The organism is Actinoallomurus sp. CA-142502 (genome assembly GCF_050936355.1).
Lineage (GTDB): Bacteria > Actinomycetota > Actinomycetes > Streptosporangiales > Streptosporangiaceae > Actinoallomurus > Actinoallomurus iriomotensis.
Window position 1 is genome coordinate 8,857,956 of record NZ_JBNJMY010000001.1, and the last position, 19,907, is coordinate 8,877,862.

At 69.8% G+C, this 19,907-nt stretch carries 16 protein-coding genes, 1 tRNA gene and 1 pseudogene; 10 read left to right on the forward strand and 8 right to left on the reverse strand.

What is annotated here, in order from left to right; all coding sequences use genetic code 11:
* Window positions 1-8: 8 nt before the first annotated feature.
* Window positions 9-2,963, forward strand: coding sequence for a glycoside hydrolase family 3 C-terminal domain-containing protein (locus ACQEV1_RS41315; protein ID WP_433401987.1), 2,955 nt, complete (start codon window positions 9-11; stop codon window positions 2,961-2,963).
* 4 nt (window positions 2,964-2,967) lie between these two features.
* Here ACQEV1_RS41315 and ACQEV1_RS41320 read toward each other — a convergent pair whose 3' ends face one another.
* The gene (locus tag ACQEV1_RS41320) at window positions 2,968-3,831 is read right to left on the reverse strand and encodes a PhzF family phenazine biosynthesis protein (protein ID WP_433401989.1); all 864 of its coding nucleotides are present in this window, start codon (window positions 3,829-3,831) and stop codon (window positions 2,968-2,970) included.
* Window positions 3,832-3,903: 72 nt separating this feature from the next.
* On the opposite strand from ACQEV1_RS41320, the gene ACQEV1_RS41325 reads away from it, so the two are divergent.
* The 3 genes from ACQEV1_RS41325 to ACQEV1_RS41335 all read left to right on the forward strand — a co-directional run bounded on the left by ACQEV1_RS41325 (window position 3,904) and on the right by ACQEV1_RS41335 (window position 5,503).
* Window positions 3,904-4,797, forward strand: coding sequence for a LysR family transcriptional regulator (locus ACQEV1_RS41325; RefSeq protein WP_433401991.1), 894 nt, complete (start codon window positions 3,904-3,906; stop codon window positions 4,795-4,797).
* Between the two features lie 236 nt (window positions 4,798-5,033).
* Window positions 5,034-5,300, forward strand: coding sequence for a hypothetical protein (locus ACQEV1_RS41330; protein WP_433401993.1), 267 nt, complete (start codon window positions 5,034-5,036; stop codon window positions 5,298-5,300).
* A 71-nt stretch (window positions 5,301-5,371) separates the two neighbouring features.
* A complete protein-coding gene (locus ACQEV1_RS41335) occupies window positions 5,372-5,503 on the forward strand; it encodes a hypothetical protein (RefSeq protein WP_433401995.1) in 132 nt (43 codons plus the stop codon).
* Between the two features lie 104 nt (window positions 5,504-5,607).
* Here the strand turns inward: ACQEV1_RS41335 and ACQEV1_RS41340 are convergent, their stop codons facing one another.
* Window positions 5,608-6,873 carry a serine hydrolase domain-containing protein gene (locus ACQEV1_RS41340; RefSeq protein ID WP_433401997.1) on the reverse strand — a complete coding sequence of 422 codons (1,266 nt, stop codon included), beginning with the start codon at window positions 6,871-6,873 and terminating at the stop codon, window positions 5,608-5,610.
* A gap of 236 nt (window positions 6,874-7,109) precedes the next feature.
* Between ACQEV1_RS41340 and ACQEV1_RS41345 the strand changes: the two genes are divergently transcribed.
* The gene (locus ACQEV1_RS41345) at window positions 7,110-8,141 is read left to right on the forward strand and encodes a hypothetical protein (RefSeq protein WP_433401999.1); all 1,032 of its coding nucleotides are present in this window, start codon (window positions 7,110-7,112) and stop codon (window positions 8,139-8,141) included.
* A gap of 36 nt (window positions 8,142-8,177) precedes the next feature.
* Here the strand turns inward: ACQEV1_RS41345 and ACQEV1_RS41350 are convergent, their stop codons facing one another.
* Window positions 8,178-8,948, reverse strand: a complete 771-nt coding sequence (locus ACQEV1_RS41350; RefSeq protein WP_433402001.1) for an alpha/beta fold hydrolase — start codon at window positions 8,946-8,948, stop codon at window positions 8,178-8,180.
* 49 nt (window positions 8,949-8,997) lie between these two features.
* Window positions 8,998-9,582, reverse strand: a complete 585-nt coding sequence (locus tag ACQEV1_RS41355; RefSeq protein ID WP_285630818.1) for a class F sortase — start codon at window positions 9,580-9,582, stop codon at window positions 8,998-9,000.
* 190 nt (window positions 9,583-9,772) lie between these two features.
* On the opposite strand from ACQEV1_RS41355, the gene ACQEV1_RS41360 reads away from it, so the two are divergent.
* Window positions 9,773-10,570, forward strand: coding sequence for a TNT domain-containing protein (locus tag ACQEV1_RS41360; protein ID WP_433402003.1), 798 nt, complete (start codon window positions 9,773-9,775; stop codon window positions 10,568-10,570).
* Here ACQEV1_RS41360 and ACQEV1_RS41365 read toward each other — a convergent pair.
* Entirely contained in the window at window positions 10,564-11,109 is a 546-nt protein-coding gene (locus ACQEV1_RS41365; RefSeq protein ID WP_433406068.1) for an SDR family NAD(P)-dependent oxidoreductase, read from the reverse strand. The two genes, ACQEV1_RS41360 and ACQEV1_RS41365, sit on opposite strands and share 7 nt — an antisense overlap.
* Window positions 11,025-11,330: an SDR family NAD(P)-dependent oxidoreductase gene (locus ACQEV1_RS41370; RefSeq protein WP_433402005.1), complete on the reverse strand. Its 306-nt coding sequence runs from the start codon at window positions 11,328-11,330 to the stop codon at window positions 11,025-11,027. Before ACQEV1_RS41370 ends, ACQEV1_RS41365 begins: the two co-directional genes overlap by 85 nt.
* A gap of 60 nt (window positions 11,331-11,390) precedes the next feature.
* Between ACQEV1_RS41370 and ACQEV1_RS41375 the strand changes: the two genes are divergently transcribed.
* From ACQEV1_RS41375 to ACQEV1_RS41390, 4 genes are all read left to right on the forward strand, one after another.
* The gene (locus tag ACQEV1_RS41375; RefSeq protein ID WP_433402007.1) at window positions 11,391-12,374 is read left to right on the forward strand and encodes a LacI family DNA-binding transcriptional regulator; all 984 of its coding nucleotides are present in this window, start codon (window positions 11,391-11,393) and stop codon (window positions 12,372-12,374) included.
* Between the two features lie 35 nt (window positions 12,375-12,409).
* Entirely contained in the window at window positions 12,410-12,757 is a 348-nt protein-coding gene (locus ACQEV1_RS41380; RefSeq protein ID WP_433402009.1) for a TraR/DksA family transcriptional regulator, read from the forward strand.
* Between the two features lie 67 nt (window positions 12,758-12,824).
* Window positions 12,825-15,236, forward strand: coding sequence for a glycosyltransferase family 39 protein (locus ACQEV1_RS41385; RefSeq protein ID WP_433402010.1), 2,412 nt, complete (start codon window positions 12,825-12,827; stop codon window positions 15,234-15,236).
* A gap of 316 nt (window positions 15,237-15,552) precedes the next feature.
* Window positions 15,553-15,629: transfer RNA gene (locus tag ACQEV1_RS41390), tRNA-Arg, on the forward strand.
* A gap of 353 nt (window positions 15,630-15,982) precedes the next feature.
* Here ACQEV1_RS41390 and ACQEV1_RS41395 read toward each other — a convergent pair.
* Window positions 15,983-16,506 (reverse strand): annotated as a pseudogene (locus ACQEV1_RS41395) (transposase family protein); the annotation flags it as partial.
* Between the two features lie 49 nt (window positions 16,507-16,555).
* Window positions 16,556-19,693 (reverse strand): phosphoribosylaminoimidazolesuccinocarboxamide synthase, encoded by a 3,138-nt coding sequence (locus ACQEV1_RS41400; RefSeq protein ID WP_433402012.1) that lies wholly within the window; start codon window positions 19,691-19,693, stop codon window positions 16,556-16,558.
* Window positions 19,694-19,907 lie beyond the last annotated feature (214 nt).

The window sequence follows — 19,907 nt, forward strand, 5'->3', positions numbered from 1 at the left end:
TCGTCACCGTGTCATTAGTCGGACGAGCCCTGACGGCGGCCCTGCTGGCCGTCGTCGGGCTGGGCGCTCCGGCCCATGCCCAGACCACCTATCCCTTCCAGAATCCCAAGCTGTCGCTCGACGCCCGCGTCGACGACCTGCTGGGCCGGCTGACCCTCGACGAGAAGGTGTCGCTGCTCCACCAGTACGAGCCGGCCATTCCCCGCCTGGGGATCAAGGCGTTCAAGACGGGCACCGAGGCGCTGCACGGGGTCGCCTGGTCCACCGACATCCACAACGGCGGCGCCGTCGTCACCGCGCGGGGCACGGTCTTCCCCCAAGCCGTCGGCCTGGCCTCGACGTGGAACCCGGCGCTGATCAAGCAGGTCGGCTCGGCCGTCGGTGACGAGGCTCGCGGGTACCACACGATCGACCCGGACGTGTGGGGACTGCAACTGTGGGCGCCCGTCGTCAACCTGCTCCGCGACCCCCGCTGGGGCCGTAACGAGGAGGGGTACTCCGAGGATCCGTACCTGACCGGCGCGATCTCCACGGCGTACGGCTCCGGCATCGAGGGACCGGACCCGGACCATCTCAGGGCCGCGCCGGTGCTCAAGCACTACCTGGCCAACAACAACGAGGCGAACCGGGACACCACCTCCTCGGACCTGCGGCCGCGGGTGGAGAACGAGTACGACCAGAAGGCGTTCTCCGCCGCGATCTCGGCCGACGCGGCCACCGGCGTCATGGCGTCCTACAACCTGGTGAACGGGCGGCCCGACACGGTCGACCCGGACCTGAACGACGTCGTACGGAAGTGGACCGGGCGGGACCTGCTCAACGTCAGCGACGCCGGGGCCCCGAACAACCTGGTCGGGAGCGAGAAGTACTACCCCACCCTGGCCGCGGGTGACGCCGCGGCTCTCAAGGCGGGTCTGGACAGCTTCACCACGGACGACACCAACGCGGGCCCGACGACCACGGCCGTCAAGGAGGCGCTGTCCACGGGACTGCTGAAGGAGTCCGACGTGGACACCGCGGTGCGGCACATCCTGAGCATCCGGGTGCGGCTGGGAGACTTCGACCCGGACGGCGGGCCGTACGCCGGGATCGGCGCGGACGTGATCGACAGCCCGGCCCATCGGAAACTGGCCCGCCAGACCGCCGACCAGGCCGCGGTGCTGCTGAAGAACTCCGGCCACGCCCTGCCGCTGAGCGCCCGGACCGGCACGAAGGTCGCGGTGGTCGGCCCGCTGGAGAACACCCTCTACACCGACTGGTACTCCGCCGCGCTGCCGTACACGGTCACCCCGCTCGCCGGGATCAGGGAAAGGCTCGGCTCCGCCGGCACCGTCACCGACAGCGAGGGCGCCGACCGGATCGCGCTCAAGGACGTCGGCACCGGCAAGTACATCACCGCCGGGACGGGCGCGTCCGGGGCCGCGCTGAAGGAGAGCGCCACCAGCGCCGACAGCACCACCCAGTTCGACGTCTTCGACTGGGGCCAGGGCAAGCTCACCCTGCGCAGCGTCGCGAACGGCAGGTACGCCGGCCGGTACAACTGGGGCGACACGATCGTCAACGACCAGGCCCAGCCGAACGGCTGGTACGTCCAGCAGATGTTCACGCTGGAGAAGCAGGACGACGGCGGCTACCTGCTGCGGTACGCCGGCTACGAGACGGACGAGTCCTGGTACGGCGACAAGAAGTACCTCAAGGCCGGCGTCGACGGCACGCTCGTCCTGGCGACCAAGGACGAGGCGTCGCACTTCAGCAAGGACCTCATCGCCAGCGGCACCGACCAGGCCGTCAAGGCGGCCAAGGGCACGGACGCCGCCGTCGTCGTGGTGGGCAGCATGCCGTTCATCAACGGCCGGGAGGCGCACGACCGCACCACGATGGCCCTCGCCGAGAGCCAGGAGAATCTGATCAAGGCGGTGCGCGCGGCCAACCCGCACACGATCGTGGTGGTGGAGAACAGCTACCCGACCACGCTGAACTGGGAGCAGGCCAACGTCCCGGGAATCCTGTGGACCACGCACGCCGGCGCGGAGACCGGGCACGCCATCGCCGACACCCTCTTCGGCGACAGCGACCCGGCGGGACGGCTCACCCAGACCTGGTACCGCTCCGACGGCGACCTGCCGGACATCCTCGACTACGACATCATCAAGTCCGACCGCACGTACCAGTACTACCGGGGCACGCCGCTCTACCCGTTCGGCCACGGCCTGTCGTACACGACGTTCCGCTACGACGACCTGCGGGTGAGCGCGGCCGGCGGGCGGGTGACCGCCACCGTCAGGGTCACCAACACCGGCAGGCGCGCCGGTGACGAGGTGGTCCAGCTGTACACCCACCAGCGGACCTCCCGCGACAAGGAGCCGGCCCGGCAGCTGCGCGCCTTCCAGCGGGTGCGTCTGAACGCGGGCCGCAGCACGACGGTACGGCTGACGTTCAACACCTCCGACCTGGCGCACTGGGACGTCACGCGGGACAGGAACGTCGTCGAGACCTCGACGTACGACGTGCTCGTGGGCGCGTCGTCGGCCGACATCCGGCAGCGGGCCGCGCTGCGCCTGAACGGTGAGACCATCCCGGCGCGCGACCTGACGAGGACGACCCGCGCGGTCGACTTCGACGACTACCGGGGCGTCCGTCTCGTCGACGAGACAAAGGAGCGCGGTGACGCGGTCGGCGCGGCCGAGGGCGACTGGCTGAGGTTCGCCGACGTGTCGCTCGGCGCCGGCGCGGCGACCTTCACCGGCTCGGCGGCGAGTGCCGGCAGCGGCTCCATCGAGGTCCACCTCGACTCGCCGACCGGGCCGCTCGCGGGCACCGCCACGGTGGCCGGCGCCGGGGACGTCTACGAGTACGCGACCACGACCGCCGCGCTGCACGGCGCGAAAGGCCGCCACGACGTCTACCTGGTGTTCCACGGCGACCTGCGACTCAGCACCTTCTCCCTGAGGGGAGCCGGGTGACCGCTCAGCCGGGGATCAAGGCCGCGGTTCCGCTCACCCTGACACCGCTGCCGTTCTCGGGAGGCACATCGACGAGCAGGCGGCTCGGCCGGCCCATGTCCTCTCCCTGGTGGATCGTGATCCGGGCGGGAGGTTCGACGAGGCCGAAGGTCCGCAGGTATCCGCCGAAGGCCGCGGCGGCGGCGCCGGTGGCCGGGTCCTCCACGACGCCGCCCGGCGGGAACGGGTCGCGTGCGTGGAAGACGGTCTCGGACTCCTGCCACACGAGGTGCACGGTCGTCCAGCCACGACGCGCCATGAGGTCGCCGAGCGCCTCCTGGTCGTAGTCGAGGTCGGCGAGCCGCGCGCGGGAGGACGCGGCGAGGACCAGGTGATCGTTACCCGCGTTCGCGATGCGCGGCGGCAGCCGGGGATCGAGGTCCTCGGCGCTCCAGCGCAGGGCCGTCAGTGCGGTGGCGAGGTCGGCGTCGCCGGCCTCGCGGACGGCCGGGGCGACGCTTGTCAGCGTGGCGAGGATCCGGCCGTTCGCCGCCCGCGTCTCGACCCCGATCTCGCCGGCGGGGGTGAGGAACCGCAGGTCGCCGGTCCCCTGCCGCTCGGCCAGGGCGACGGCGGTGGCGATCGTCGCGTGCCCGCAGAAGGCCACCTCGGCCAGCGGACTGAAGTATCGAACTCGGAAGCGGCGCTCACCGTCGCCCCCGTCATGCGTCAGGAAGGCCGTCTCGGAGAACCCCACCTCCGCGGCGATCTCCTGCATTCGGGTGTCGTCCATCCCTCGCGCGTCGAGGAGGACCCCAGCGGGGTTGCCGCCCTCGCCGTCCACGTCGAAGGCGGTGTAACGCAGAATCTCCGGTGCCGTGTCGTTCATGCCCAGGAGTCTGCCCCCTACGATGACATCGCGTCTAACGATGGTTTCCGATGAAGGGCATTCGAACACCCGATGGACACCCGCCTGCTGACCAGCTTCCTCACCGTCCTGCGCGTGGGCGGGATCACCACCGCGGCGGCGGAGCTCGGCTTCGTGCAGTCCACCGTCACCACGCACATCCAGGCGCTGGAACGCCTGGTGGGAACGCCACTGCTCGACCGGCACCCGGCCGGCGTCTCGCCCACTCGCGCCGGCGCACTGCTCGCCGTGCACGCCCAGCGGATCCTCGACCTCCAGGAACGGATGCTCACCGAGCTCACCACCTCCGCCGCCGAGCCGACCGGCCCGGTACGGGTCTGCGCGCCGGAGTCCGTGTGCGCCTACCGCCTGGCTCCCCTCCTGCCCGAGGTGAGGACGCGGTTCCCGGACGTGGGCCTGTCACTGTTCCCCGCCGACACGCGGACGGCGCTGACCGCACTCACCGACCGCCGCGCCGACCTGGCCCTGGTGCTCGAACCCTCCGTGCACCGGCCCGACGTCGACCTGGTGGATCTGGGCGTCCAGCGGCTGTCCCTGGTCGCGGCGGCCACCACCGCCCTTCCCCGCGATCGCCCCGTCACGCCGGTCGAGCTGTCCGCGGCCGACGTCCTCCTACTGGAGAAGGGCTGCTCCTACAGCGACGAACTCGCCGCGCTGATCGCCTCCGCCGATCCCATCGCGAACCCGCCCCGTTTCGGCGGCATCGAAACGCTGAAGCGGTGCGTCGCGGCCGGTCTCGGCGTGACCCTGCTGCCGACGGTCGCGGTCGCCGACGAGCTCGCCGACGGCCGCCTCGTCGAACTGCGCCCGCCCGCCGACCTGGCCCGGCAGCACCTGTGGCTGGCCGCGCCGTCGTCCCGCTGGAGATCCCCGGCCGTCCGGGCCGTCCACGACACCCTCCGCGAGACCGCCCCGCCGGTCCGCTGACGCGCGGGCCCCGGGCCTGCTGCGGTTTTCCGCACCCCGAGTCGGCGGTCACCCTCATGGTGTCCTGACCTGCCGGTTTCTAGCGGCTCGCTCGTGATGTACGGCGTGGATGGCTCCTCCTACTCGCCGCCTGTGTCTATGAGGACCTCGGGCAACGGCGTGCCGCGCAGGCCAGCGGTGACGTCGCCCACCGGTTCGGGCAGGAGGCCGAACACTCCGGCCTCATCATCTGGTCGTTGGAGCTCAGGGCGTGGCAAGCACTATTCGACGGCGAATACGCCGAGGCGGTCGAGATCTGCCAGGCGGGCATCGGACAGGCCGCCCCGTTCTCCTCCGCCTCGGCGCAACTGACGGCCCAGAAAGCGCGCGCGTGGGCGCGGGTGCGGGACGGCGTGGAAACGCATCGGACCCTGAATGATGCCGCCGAGATCGTGAGCAGGCTTCCCGTTCACCTCTTATCGTGTGACGGCGCGTCGCCACGGCCCGCCTCGACCTCGCGCTGATCCTCGCCGCGCGGAACGAGCATGATGAGGCCGGCCGGCTCGGAGGGCAGGCGATCGCATCGGGTCGCCTGGTGTCCTCGAACCTGTGGCGCGCGGTCGAACTCGACGACGCCCTGGCCGTCCCCGGTCGCAGAACGCCCGAGAGCGCGGCGTTCCACGAACAGCTCACCGAGCTACGGCGCGCATACCTCCCGGCGCACTGAACACGTCCCGCCGACGTACGGACCCCGGCCCGTGGGGGGGCGTGGGGGGCGAAGCCCTCCACACCGGGGGTTCCAGGGGGTCGCCCCCCTGGGCCGGCACAGTCCTAGTAGTACTGGCTGAACAGGTCGGTCGTCGGCCAGGTCGTGGTCGCGTTGGCGACGTTGTGCAGCGGGGCGCTGATGGTGGTGTAGTCGTAGGGCAGCCCGGACGGGTCGTCGCGCTGGTCGAACAGCACGGCCCAGGTGATCCCGTCGTAGCGGCGGGTCACGATGGTGGTGGTGCCCTGCAGGCTGCCGTCGTGCCAGGTGTTCTGGCCGCCCGTGACGTCCCGTACGAACCAGCCGAAGCCGTAGTAGGAGCCGCCGGAGTTCAGCCCGGTCTCCGGCTTGGCGAACATCGCGTCGACCGACGCCTTCGTCAGCACGCTCGTGGTCAGGTCGAAGATCTGGGTGAACTTCACGTGGTCGACCGCGGAGCTGAGCCAGCCGCCCATCGCGGTGCGGTTCTCCACGTTGAACGAACCGTACGGCGCGGGCACCGTGGTGCCGGCGGCGTCGAACACGGACGGGCCGGTGTACTGGGAGTAGTACGGCACCTCACCCGGCGCCTGCCCGCTCTGGAGCGACCTGCCCGGCCGGTTGCGGGTGATCCCCAGCGGTGAGAACACCTTCTGCTGGACGTAGGTCGCGTAGGGCAGCCCGGAGACCTTCTCCACGATCTGCCCCAGGAGCAGGTAGCCGTAGTTGCTGTAGGCGTACGTGCTGCCCGGGTCGTGGTCCAGCTTCAGCCCCGCCCCGTACTTGACCATGTCGGCCTTGCCGATCGGCAGGGGCACGCCGAGCGTGGTCGCGATCTTCCGGTCCTGGTACGTCGGGTCGGGCGTGATGTCGCGGTCCCAGCCGCCGAGGTGTTGCAGCAGCCGCCGTACGGTCACCTGGTCCAGGCGCGAGTCGGCGGTGGTGCCGGTGGGCGGCGTCATGTCGATCAGCTGGGTCACCGGCGTAGAGAGGCTGAGCGCGCCGTCCTGCACGAGCCGCATCACGGCCGTCGCGGTGATCGCCTTGCTGAGGCTGGCGAGCCGGAACAGTGAGGTGGGCTGGACGCTCAGCGTGGCGTCGTCGCTCCAGGTGTAGCCCCTCGCGAGGATGAGCTTGCCCTTGCGCATGACCGCCAGCGAGCCGCACGGGATGTTCCGTGCCTGCATCAGCGTCTTCATCGCCGTGTCGAACCCGCCCAGTCCGGACCCGGCCGACCCCGACATCCGCCACGTACGGGTGGCGGCCCGCGCGCCCCGCGTGCCGACCAGCGCGGGCGCCGCGATCCCCAGCCCCGCCACGCCCAGCAGCCGCCCGAAGTCGCGACGGCTCACCCCTGCCTGCGTCAAGACGCCTCCGATGCTCCGTGATCTTCACGGAGCACCCTAACCAAGATCGCCTCGACGAGCCGGGCGTAACGGGCGATGGCGCCGAACCGACCTACGTCAATTAACCAGCGAGACAGCCCGCCGAAACCGCATGTTCACTTTTCCGGCGGCCCGACACCGGCGCACGCAGAACTAAGATCGATATAGTTCGTTATGCATTACTCAAGAAGCAGGACAGCCACATGAGTCTCGATATCGAATGGCCACGATATCCGACCGATACCGGTCCGACCGACATTTCGTCGCCAGATATACCTGAAGCCGAGAGCGGATTCTTCGTCGACTACAAAGTCTTCGACGACGTGATCGGTGCACTACAGTGCGAGGCCGACGCTCTGAAGCCCGGAAGCCCCCCGGACTCCCGGCCGGATAACCTCAGGCAGTGGACGACCTTTATCAAAGAGCTCGAATCAGACGATCCCGGTTATTTCCTCGTCGGCGACTATCCGGCCGGGCTGGGCCTGGTCAACTCCTGCTACCAGGCCGCGGGGGTGCTGTACGCGATCGGGTACTACTACCACAGCCTGTTCGCCACTGTGGCCACCCTCGTCGCCGAAACGAAAAAGCAGCATCTGGCCGCGGAGGATCACGCCGGTGACATCCTCGCCAAGACCAATGCCACACGGCTTACTCCTGACGGACTGACGAACTTTCCGGAATTCTCCGGCGGTGTGCCCGGGCCACTGATCGAGGATGGGAACGCATGGAAAGAGAACCATGACCTGGGCTACTATTACGACCACATCCGCCAGAAGGCGACCGATGGTGACTGGGATGCCGGCTACGACGACCTGTACAAGATGGTTCACTCACTCCGGCCCGACCTGATGGACATCGCCGGGACGCGCTTCCATGGTTTGGCGAACGGCATCGAGGACTCCCGGAAGGTGCTGTACGAACAGGCATCCGACCTGGCGAAAGGATGGCACGGGGCAACGGCCGGAGTGGCCTTGCGCTGCATGGAGCGCCTTTATGATCTCGGCGCGCACATCGTGAGCGCGGCATGGTTGAGCGGAAGCGCACTCCAGTGGCACGCCGACAAGCAGCGCGCCTGGCAGAGGGCCGTGAAACCGAAAGACGACCTGTCGGAGTTCTTGGACGACTGGATGCCCTGGAACCACGTCGGCGACGAGCTGAAGAAGGCGATCCAGCAGCAGACGGTCGAAACGACCAACGCCTTCCCCACCAGCGTCGCAAGCCCGTTCTTCTCCTGACCGCGGCATGACGCGGGGGCGCGGGGGGCGGAACCCTCACATCGGGGATTCCAGGGAGCCGCCCCCTGGACCGGCACCACGCAGGCGGGTGAGCAGGGCGAGGAGTTCGGTGGCCACCTCGTCCGGGGCCTCGTAGACCGGGGTGTGGCCGGCGTCCAGCAGGTGCAGCCGCGCGCCCGGGATGGCGTCGGCCAGCTCTCGTGCCTGGTCCGGTGTTCTCGTCGGGTCACGCCGGCCGTGCAGCACGGTGACCGGGCAGTCGATCCGGGCCAGTTCCGGCGTCAGGTCCAGGTCCCGTTGACTGCGCAGGGCGTCCAGCGCCGCCTGGACGGGCACCGCGGCGGCGTAGTCGAGCAGTTCGTCGCGGAAGGCCGGATCGGGCGGCGTGGCGAATGACCGGTCCAGCACACCGGCGTGCAACCGCGGGCCCCAGTCGGTGGCCAGCGCGGTCAGGATGGCGTCCACATCGCCGTGGCCGCGCATGTGCGCGCCGGTGTCGACCAGCAGCAGACCGGCCACCAGGCCGGCGTGGGCGGCCACCAGCCGCAGCGCGATGGCGCCGCCGGTGGAGTGCCCGACGACGACGACCGGTGCGCCGTGCCGCCGCGTGATGTGCGCGGCGAGCCGGTCGGCGACCGTGCCGAGGTCCCAGGGACCGGGTTCGGTCATCCAGGACACCGCGTCGAACTCGACCTGCCCCGCCAGCCGCCCCGCCAAGGGCCGGAACACCGCGGGCGCGCACAGCGTCCCGGGAACGGCCAGCACCACCGGCCCGCGTACGCCTCGCTCATCGTCTCCGGTCGGCATCGCCCCTCCTCGCGCCGACCCTAACGGCCCGAGCGGCCCCGGCGATACGTCAGCCCGGCGGGCGGTCCAGGTGGGCGGAGACGACGACGTTCTGCGGGGTGTCGCGGCGTCGGCGGTCCGCTCCGGCGCGTACGGAGATCAGGCGGAGCTCGGGGCGGCCGGTGGTCGAGCGCTCGCGGGCGATGGCGTGGCGGACCGCGTCGGAGGAGTTCCGGTGGCCGAACGGGACCTTCGCAAGCCGGCGTACGGAGTCGACCTTGAACCAGGCGACGCTGTGGTCGTGCCGGACCACCTTCACCCGGTCGCCCTCGGCGACCTTCGTCAGGCGGTGGAAGGCGGCCGGGCCGCGTTCGGGGTCGACGTAGCCGACGATGATCTCGGGTGACTCCTTGTCGCCGGCGCGGTGGACCACGGCGCTCTTGCCCTCCGGACCCGCGCTCGACGGTGACGCGTGGGACGTGCGCCGGCGGATCGCACGGACGGGGATGTTCGCGTCGCCCAGGACGGCCCGCTCGGGGCTCGACGACTGCCGGGCGGGAACGTGCCGGCGCGCCCAGCCACCGTGCGCCTGGTGCATGCCGGTGAGAATGGCGGCCGTGAGCAGGACGGCCGCGGCGGCGTTTCCGTTCGACACGTAAGGGTGATACCCGAGCCCGTCGGCCGAATACCAGATCACCCGGCAAAAATGACAGCAAGCCAAAGTTAAAATGGCACGACAGGCCACAATCCGGGCATTCCTTCGCGACGGTCTTTCCCCACTCGCATTTCTGTACCCTGGCGACTTCATTCCATGAGGGCGCGGTCAGAATGCGACAGGGGGCTTCATGAAGGGCATTCGAGGACGTATCACGGCGCTCGGCGCCGCGAGCGTACTGGCGGTCATCGCGCTGCCACCGGACACGGGCGCGTGGGCCGACGGCTCCTGCACCGGGGCCACCTGCCCGGTCACGGAGCGGGCGCACACCCTTCCGGCCCTGGTGGACGCACGCCCCGACGTCCCGCGGACTCCCGGGGCGGCGGCGGCCGCGGCCCGGGCGGCGCTCCGCGACCGGCCGGACGCGTGCGGCGGCCCGTACGTCAAGGGCCACGGCGAACTCGGCCCCGCTCATCTCCCCCGTGCCGGCTATTTCGGATCCCTGGTCCGCGGCTATGTCCGGTACGGCGGACTGAGCCCGGCGGAATTCACCTACCGCTACTGGGACGGGGCGGCCAATCCGGCATACTGGCGCTATCCACCGGATCTCGGATTCACCCATTCCGGCGGCTGGAGCAACGGCCGCATTCTTCGCGAACGGGAGACACTTCCCGAAGGATCACTCCTCGACCGCTTCGGCAGCCCGTACGGCGCCTTTCTCGCCCCTGCGGGCAGCGCCTTCAGCGCCCGCGCACTGCCGCCGGACAGCCTCAACACGAAAAGCGAGGATCCGGCGCATCTGTGCAATTACCACCTCTACCGGGTGAACCGGGCGTTCGACGTCGACGCCGGCCCGATCGCGCCCGCCTTCCAGCAGCGGGGCGGAGGCCGGCAGTACGTGCTGATGAGCGCCTACCTGCCGGGCGCGCCGTCGTCGGTGAACGTCATGTGGCTCGTCGCCAACGGGTACCTGAGCGTCATCTACTGATCCAGCGCCTCGGGATCGCGCGCGAGCACCGAGCGGCCGCCGTCCACCGGCACGGTCGCGCCGGTGACGAAGCTCGCGTCGTCCGAGAGCAGGTGGGCGATCGCCGCCGCGACCTCATCCGGCCGGCCCACGCGGCCGGCCGGATGGATGCGGGCCATCTCCTCCTCGATCCACGCGGCCGCGTCCGGTTCCCGGCCCGCGAGGAGGTCCGCGTACCGCTCGGTGCCGACGGACCCCGGCGCGACCGCGTTGACGCGGATCCCCCGCCGTCCGTACTCCACCGCGAGCGCCCTGGTCAGCCCCTCGATCCCGGCCTTGGCCGTCACGTACGGCACACAGCCCGGGACCGCGCGGACCGCCTGGTGCGAGGAGACGTTGACGATGGCCCCGGGAGTCCCGGCGGCCAGGAACCTCCGCACGGCGGTCGCACAGCCGACCAGGGCGAGGCCGAGGTTCAGCGAGACGCGGTCCAGAACCTCCCGTACCGGCCCGGTGTGGAAGGACGCCGCCCCCCGAACACCGCCGCGTTGTTGACCCAGCCGGCGAGGGGCGCGGCGGCCTCGGCCAGGTCGGCGGCGCGCTCCGCGACGCTCTCGTCCGCGGCGTCGCCGGTCAGCGCGACGACACGCCCGCCCGCCCAGTCCAGCGCCGCCGGATCACTTTCGATCACCACGACGGTGCCGCCGTCGCGCGCGAGGCGCTCGGCCACCGCGCGGCCGATGCCCCGGCCTCCTCCCGTGACCACGTACGAACGGTCCATGGCTTCTCCTTTCGCCGTTCTTGCCCTAGTGTGGCAAAAAACTTCGATCGAAACAGTTCGATGACCACCATCAGAGATGTGGCCGTCGAGGCGGGCGTCAGCGTCTCGACGGTGTCGCTGGCGCTCAACGCGCCCGAGCGGGTCAGTGAGCCGACCCGCCGCAGGGTCCTGGCGGCCGTCGACGCGCTCGGCTTCGTACCGAAGGCCGACGCCGTCGCGCGGGCGCGGCGCGGGGCCGGCCGGATCGGCGTGCTCGCGGCGTTCTCCGCCTACCGCTCGGCCGCCCGCCGGGTGAACGGCGTGATGAGCGCCACCGGCAGCCGCCCGCTGGAGATCGTGCTGTTCGACCAGGAGTCGTCCGCCCGGAGCGCCTCGCCGCTCCTGGCAAGCCTGCCGGTCACCGGCCGGCTCGACGGGATCATCCTGGTGAGCCGGCCGCTGGACGACGCGGTGGCCACCCGGCTGCGTGACCTGCGCCTCCCCACCGTGCTGGTGGACGTACGCCACTCCGGTTTCGACTCCGTCCACACCGACGATGAGGCCGGTGGGCGGCTCGCCGCCGGGCACCTGCTCTCCCGCGGGCACGCGAGGTTCGCCTTCCTCGGCGAGGAGCAGCGGTCCGACCGGTACGTGTCCCCGTCGCAGCGGCGGCTCGCGGGCTTCCGCACCGCCCTGGCCGAGGCCGGTCACACGCCCGTCGTACGGCTCGCCCGGCATGAGGTGGGCCAGGCCCTGGCCACCGCGCGCGAACTGCTGGCCGCGGAGCCGCGTCCGACCGCGGTCTTCGCCGCCGACGACACGCTGGCGGCCGGGGTCATGCGGGCCGCCCACGAACTCGGCCTCGCCGTGCCCGCGGACGTCGCCGTGGTCGGCTTCGACGACGGCGAGCTGGCCGAGGCGCTCGGCCTGACGACCGTACGGCAACCGCTGGAGGAGTCCGGGCGTGCGGCGATGGAGCTGCTGCTGCGGCGGATCGACGGCGGGACCGGAGCCGTACGGGAGATCATGCTCCGGCTCGAACTGACCGTCCGCGGCTCCACCTGAGGAATTCGTGGCCGCACCAGGTCGTTTTCCCTTTGATGGACCCGTTGTCACTGGCCGACCAGCTGAACGCGGAGCGCGAGAAGACGCTCGAGCGCATCGCGGCGCTCGCGCACGACCGCGAGGGCGTCATCGAGTCCTGTGTCTCGACCGGCGTGGACGACGAACACGACCCGGAGGGCGCCACGATCGCGTTCGAACGCGCCCAGATCGAGGCCCTGCTGGACCAGTCGCGCCGTCACCTGTCCGACCTGGACCGCGCCCTGCGCCGGCTCGACGAGGGCGCGTACGGCCGGTGCGAGGTCTGCGGCGCCCCGATCGCCGCCGAACGCCTGGCCGCACGCCCCACGGCACTCACCTGCATCGCCTGCGCCTCGCGGCGTTGAGCGAGTTCTCACGCGGCTTTAATGATCGCCTCATGGGAGGCCAATCTCGGGCGCCGACCGTGGATCCATGAGCCTGCCGACGTCTGTCTCCCTGCCTCCCGGGCGCGCCGTGCCGGCGGCCCGAAGCCCCCGCGGCTCCTCCGACGACCCGGTCTGGGCACGCCCGGCACTCCTCGTGCTGCTCGCCGCCACGGCCGTGCTGTACGTCTGGGGGCTGGGCGCCTCACACTGGGCGAACGCGTTCTACTCGGCGGCGGTACAGGCGGGCGCGCACAGCTGGAAGGCGTTCTTCTTCGGCTCCTCCGACGCGGCGAACTTCATCACCGTCGACAAGACGCCACTGGCCCTGTGGCCGATGGACCTGGCGGCGCGCCTCTTCGGGGTGAACTCCTGGAGCATCCTCCTGCCACAGGCCCTCATGGGCGTCGCCACGGTCGCGCTGCTCCACGCGAGCGTACGGCGCTCGCTCCGGCCGCTCGGCCCGCGCACCGCCGCGGGCGGCGCGCTTCTGGCCGGGGCCGCCCTCGCGACGACGCCGATCGCCGCGCTGATGTTCCGCTACAACAACCCGGACGCGCTGCTGGTCCTGCTGCTGACCGCCGGCGCGTACGCGCTGCTGCGCGCCCAGGAGCGGGCGAGCACGCGGTGGCTGGTCGTGGCGGCGAGCTGCGTGGGGCTGGCGTTCCTGGCCAAGATGCTGCAGGCGTTCCTGGTGCTGCCCGCGTTCGGGCTGGTGTACCTGATCATGGCGCCGGCTCCCCTGCGCCGCCGGCTGTGGCAGCTGGCCGTCGCCGCGATCGCGCTGATCGCCTCGGCCGGCTGGTGGGTCGCGATCGTCGCCGCCGTCCCCGCGGGCTCGCGGCCGTACATCGGCGGCTCCCAGCACGACAGCGTGCTCGAACTCGCCCTCGGCTACAACGGCATCGGCCGTCTCAGCGGCAATGAGACGGGCGGCCTGGGCAACACGAACCAGGACGCGGGCTGGACGCGCATGTTCGGGGTGGAGCTCGGCGGGCAGATCGCCTGGCTGCTCCCCGCCGCGCTGATCCTGCTGGTAGCCGGCCTGGGCGTGATCGCCGCCGGTCACGTACGCCGCGCCGCTCTGGACGCCGGACCTCGGCCTGCCGTGCCCGCCGGGGACGAGGACGGGGCGAGCACCGACGCTCTTGAGACGGATGAGGCGTCCGCCGCGTCCGCCGCGTCCGCCGCGTCCGCCGCGTCCGCCGCGTCCGCGACCGAGGATCGCGCATCCGAGGCTTCGCAGACCGGGATCTCACGAGCCGGGATTCCGCGGGCCGGCATCTCACGGGCCGGGATTCCGCGGGCCGGCGGCCCGACGTCCGGTGGCCTGCGGGCAGACGGCGGGGCGGCCGCGTTCTTCGTGTGGGGCGGCTGGCTGCTGGTCACCGATGCGGTGTTCAGCCTGATGCAGGGCATCTTCCACGGCTACTACACGGTCGCGCTCGCGCCGCCGATCGCGGCACTCGCCGGGCTGGGCGGCGTGCTCCTGTGGGTCCGGCGCCGGCATCCGGTGGCCGTGGGCGCGCTGGCCGCGACCGTCGTGGTGACGGCCTGGTGGTCGTACCGGCTGCTCGGGCGTACGCCGGACTTCGCACCGTGGCTGCGCCTTCCCGTGCTGGCCGGCGGCCTGATCGCCGCCGCCGGGTTGATCGCGGGATGCTGGCTCTCCCGCCGCTCACCGGGCCTCGCCGGACGGGTGCTGGTCGCCGGCGGCGTCGTGGCGGTCGTGATCTCGCTCGCGGGACCCGCGGCGTACGCCGTGGACACCGCGACCACCGCGCACAACGGCGCCATCCCGTCGGCCGGACCGTCCGGAATGGGCGGCCCGGGGGGAATGCGCGGTCGCGGGGGCTTCCCCGGCGGCCCGCGGAACGGGACACCGAACGGTACGCGCGGCGGGCAGAGCGGCTTCCCGGGAGCGGGCGGCTTTCCCGGAGCGGGCGGCGGACAGGGCGGCATGCCGGGAGCGGGCGGCTTTCCCGGAACGGGCGGCGGGCAGGGCGGCATGCCGCAGCCGCCGAACGGCACCGGCGGCCAGAATCCGGGCGGCGGCATGGGCGGCGGGATGCGCCGCGGCGGCATGGGCGGGCCCGGCGCGCTGCTCGACGCCCCCACCCCCAGCGCGGCCCTGACCGCACTGTTGAAGCAGAACGCGGGCAGGTACACGTGGGCCGCCGCCACGGTCGGCTCCAACAGCGCCGCCGGATACCAGCTCGCCACGGGTGAGCCGGTCATGGCGCTCGGCGGGTTCAACGGCACCGACCCGGCGCCCTCGCCGGCCCGGTTCCAGCACTACGTGCGCGAGAAGAAGATCCACTACTTCATCGCCACGTCGCCGCCCATGGGCGGCGGTCGCGGAAGTTCCGGCAGCGACGACGCGCAGCAGATCTCCGCGTGGGTGGCCAAGACGTACACCGCCAAGACCGTCGGCGGCACAACGGTCTATGACCTCGGGTAGGAGCTCCGGCCGTCACCTTCTCGCCGTTCCGGTCAGGGATGAGGGATTCCGGTCACGCCGTACGACGATCAGGGTGTGGCCGGAACTGGCCCCTCACTCCGAGTCGTGACAGTCCGTAACAGGACAGGTGAATTCCGGTTGATCGTCTATGTCAGACAAAGATCGAACAAGTTATGCGACTGATACGCATCGCCGCAGCTCCCGGCGATACGGCCGGTTCCGGCCACACCGGAGCCCGTCCGGCAGGCGGCCGATGGCGGTAAGCGGCCACCGGCTCCACATCAACGCTCCGGAGTCCGTACACTCTGATCGACCGGCGCCCATAGCTCAGCCGGATAGAGCATCGGACTTCTAATCCGACGGTCGGGGGTTCGAATCCCTCTGGGCGCGCCACCGTCCACCCGGGGCATCTCAGTCGTGACCAGCGTCATCGCGGTCAGGTGCCACTCAGATGATGTCCGACTGTAAGCGACTCGTATCGACCGTCCCCGGGTGCCTGTGCCGAATACGTGCCCAAGTTCTGCATCTGCGGGTCCGGTCCACGAGCCGGGAATCGGGAACATCCCCGCGTGCGCGGAGAGCACTCGCCGACGTGGGCCGCGTGCCGTGACGCGGTGGGACCATCCCAGCGCGGAGATGATCCCACCGACAAGGGGATCCGGAAGGTCACGACGTCATGCTCCCCGCGCACGCGGGGATGGTCCCGGACGCGAAGATCGAATCCCCGTGATCTCACTGAACCCATTTCATCCTCGGGTCGCTTGAGCGGCTCGGTGATTTTGCAGGACGGCGATGGCCTTGACGAGGTGGCCGGCCTTGGTGGGGCCGCACCGGAGTTTCCGCAGAATCCTCCATGACTTGAGCTGAGCGTTCGCACGCTCGCCGGGTCCGCGGAGCTTGGCGTGTGACCGGTTGGCCTGCTTTTGAGACTCCGGCTTGTTCTTGCCCTCGTAAGGGGTGATGACGACCGCGCCCTCGGCTCCCTGGTAGCCCTTGTCCGCGAGCGTGAGGATTCCGGCCTTCTCCAGCTCACGCAGGATGCCCCATATTCGTGTGGCGGTCAGGTCGTGGTGGAGCCAGGCAGCGCTTCCGATGTCCACAGGATCGTCCCGTCCGGTCCGGCGATGACCTGGACGTTCATCCCGTGTACGCGATGCTTGCCGGAGAAGTAGGGCCGGTCGGCTTTGACCCGGTCGGTATGGATGAGGGCCCCGTCCAGGGTCACGTGGGTCAGCCGGTCCTTGTTGGCCTTCCGCAGGGCTTGCGTGAGCCATGCCGTGACCTGCACATCCCCCGCGAGGATGAAATGGGTTCACTTATCAAGTCGTCTCAGCATTAATCTGCCACTGGGCAATCGTCATACCCGTGATGGCCTGGAAAGCACTGTGATAAGACTCTACTGTCTTATTGATGACGGATTGAGGAATTGGAGGATTAGGAGAAATGCCATCCCAAGAAGAATTCATTAGCCATTCTCTTAGGTATCTCTTGTCGAGAGACGCGGGCGCTTTCCCGGGCCGCCATTCAGAAGCAATCCAAAAGCGAGAGGAGTCGGGCGTGAAGACCTCATCCGCAAGACGGACCTCCTTTCCGTCTATTCCGAATTCGAGCTTGGTGTCCGCAATAAATATTCCTCGTTTTTCGGCATAGTTGAAGGCAAATTCGTAGGCGGACATAGTGAATACCCTCAGCTTCTCATACAGCCCTTCTCCGAGCAGCGAAATAGCCTGCTCTCGAGTGAGATTCATGTCGTGTCCGGTGGACATTTTCAATGATGGCGTGAAGAGCGGCTCAGGGAGCATGTCGCCCGACTGGAGATTGCCTGGAAGGCGGTAACCAGCGACGGTCCCTTTTTTCGAATACTCGCTCAACGCCGAGCCATAGAGAAAACCTCTGGCGACACATTCAATCGGAATCATGTCCAAAGTCTTGATCTTCATTATCCGCCCAATAAAGGGATGCGCAGAAATCGGTATTTCCGATGCGCGCCAACCTAGCATATGATTAGGCATGAGATGACTCATCCAATCAAGCCAGAATTGCGTCATTGCTGTTTGAATGACGCCCTTTCCTGGTAGGTGCACGTTAAGTGATCGGTCGAATGCAGACAGGCGGTCGGTAGCCAGGAGAAGCAAGAAGTCACCAGACGGGTTGCTTTTATCCATATGCCCAGTTGCCTGAATTGTTGGCTCAAATATCTCCCGAACCTTTCCGCTTCTAACATGGCGGAATCCTGGTATTTCCAAATGTGAAGCGATCGCCACAGACCTATTCCGGTGCGGTTCCGGAACGGGCGATATCGCGTCCTGGCCGCGTGGTGGCTCATGAGCGACGAGTTGGCCCGGGTCCCCATGGTTCCGCGCCGGGGTCTCAGGGGGCTGGGAGGACAAGGCCGCCGGGGCGTGGCCGGTCGGGTCTTGCCCGGAAGGCGTCTTACCGGACAGTTCCGCGGCTGGAGTACCCGGATCGGCAGAGTTCGTGGCGCCGTGGTGAACCGGTTCGTCAGTCGGAGGGGTAGGCGTGTCCCGCACGGGTGGCCGGTACTCGGGCGGGGGCGGGGTGCCGGGGTTTTCCGCGCTCGCCCGGGTGACCGGTCCCGGCGGATCGCCGGGCCGGTCCGCCGGATCGGCCGTCGGCATCGGCTCGGCCCGCGCCGACCCGTCCTGCGTCGGCTCCCCTCGCGCCGGATGGACTCGTGCGGCTTCGGTCGACTCGGGCCACGTCGGGTCGGGGCGGACCGCCGTACCCTCGCCGCGCTCCCCTGCCGCCGGCTCTCCGGTGTGACCGCCTCGGTCGGCCGGTTCTCTCCCGCTGAGCGCCGCGGCGATCGTGTTCGGCTCCGCGTCGTTGTGAGCCTCAGCCGTGTCGCCGCCGGGTCTGCCGACCGCGGCAACGGTGCCTGTGTTCTCCTCCTGCCTCGCTCCTACGCCGCGCGCTGTGCTGGTGTCGCGAGGTGGGGTGGCCGTGAGCTCGGTGCGGGGCATCCGGTCGGCGGACTGAACGGTGCCGCCGTCTTTCGCGACGACCTCGCCGAGAATGTCGTAGCCGGTTCCTGTCTCCTTGCTGCGGAGGGGGTAGGGCGACATTCTGTCCGGGTTGTCGAGAACGCCGTCTGGAGATATCCATCGAGACACCCCGCCCGGGGAAGCGGCGGCGGAACGGCGGGCTCTGAACCACTGGTGGGCTTTACCGGCCAGTTCGGTGCCGGTGCCGATGAAGGCCATACCGAAGCCGGTCTCGGCGGCGTGTTCGAGGTCCCACCCGTGCCCGCTCACCGCGCCGGCCGTCGCGATGGCCGCGGTGCCGACACTTCCGCCGACCACGAATCGGGTCGCGCTCCCGCCTGCACCGGGTGATTCCATCGCGTGGGCCAGCCAGGTCAGTGCCGGGGACCGGCCCGCCAGAGCGGGCAGTCCCGCGTCTGCGACCCCCATGAGCCCGCCCGCGAACGCGCCCTGCCACAACGCCCCCAGCAGTTCACCTGGATGGAACCCGTCCCACCGCACCAACTGGCCGATCCCATCGAGGCCGGCCGAGTACACCAACCCGAGCGCCGCCTGGCGGATCACCCCCAACGCGATTCGCAGCGCCAGGCCCTCCAGCCGGATCAACGGCAGCACGGCCGCCTCGGCCCACCCGCCGAGCACAGCCCCGTACCTCATCAACGCCACCACGAACAACGCCGAGGGCAGACACTGCCACCGTGCCCTCACGATCGCATCGGCGCCGCCCTCGCAGTACTGCGCCAGATGCTCACAGCGGGCCGCCAGGCTCTCCAGCAACCCCGCCTCACCGTGAACCCGCCGCGCAGTCGAGGTGAACGCCTCGGTCGCGGCTCCCTCACCACTCCCGCTCACCCGCCGCGCGTGCCCGCCGACCAGGTCGGCCACCTCCCCGACCACACGCGCCATCGTCCGTGCCGCCTCCCGCCACGACTCGATGCCGCCGAGGTCACCGTCCGGCCAGGAACATCCGGCTCCCACCGCCTCCAAGATCCACACCGCCTGTTTCCAGATCGGTGGCGCCGGTGTGGTGACCGCCATCTCTTGCGGAACCGGCTTCAGCACATAGCTCTCCGGCACCCCTGCCGCACCACGCCGCGGCGACGGGACCGCAGCGCCCCGCGTTCTCCGGCCGCGCAGCTGGTCCACCAGAGTTCCATCCGCCTCGACATACACCTCGCCCGAGGTGACCAGCCCGGCCGCCATCCCCCGCAGGAAATTCACCGTCCACGCCAGGTCCTTCAACAACCCGTCGCGTATCCCCACGAACCCCGATGCCCCGGCGCCGGAGTCCCCCTCAAAGAGTGCCCGTCCCAGATCATCACTCCCGAACGGCGATCCACCACCCAACGCCAGGCGAAACGCATCCACCCCATCCGCTAGCACATCCGAAGCCTGACTGATTCCTTTCGCCGCCCCCACCCACGCCTCGGGAACAACCGCGAACCCGTCCATCACAGCGTCCCCTTCCACCCGGTCGGTGACCAAGCCACGCGGATGCCTGTAGGAGGTATCTCTCCAGGAGTGGGGGCCTGTCCAGCATTTCTAAAAATGCCGGATTTTGTTGACAATCGGGGTCTCCGATGACTACGGAGATCTCTCATGCCCATCGCCGCAACAGCAGCTCGACCGCCAGGCCCAGCGACGCCTGGCGGTCCTTCGCCACGCC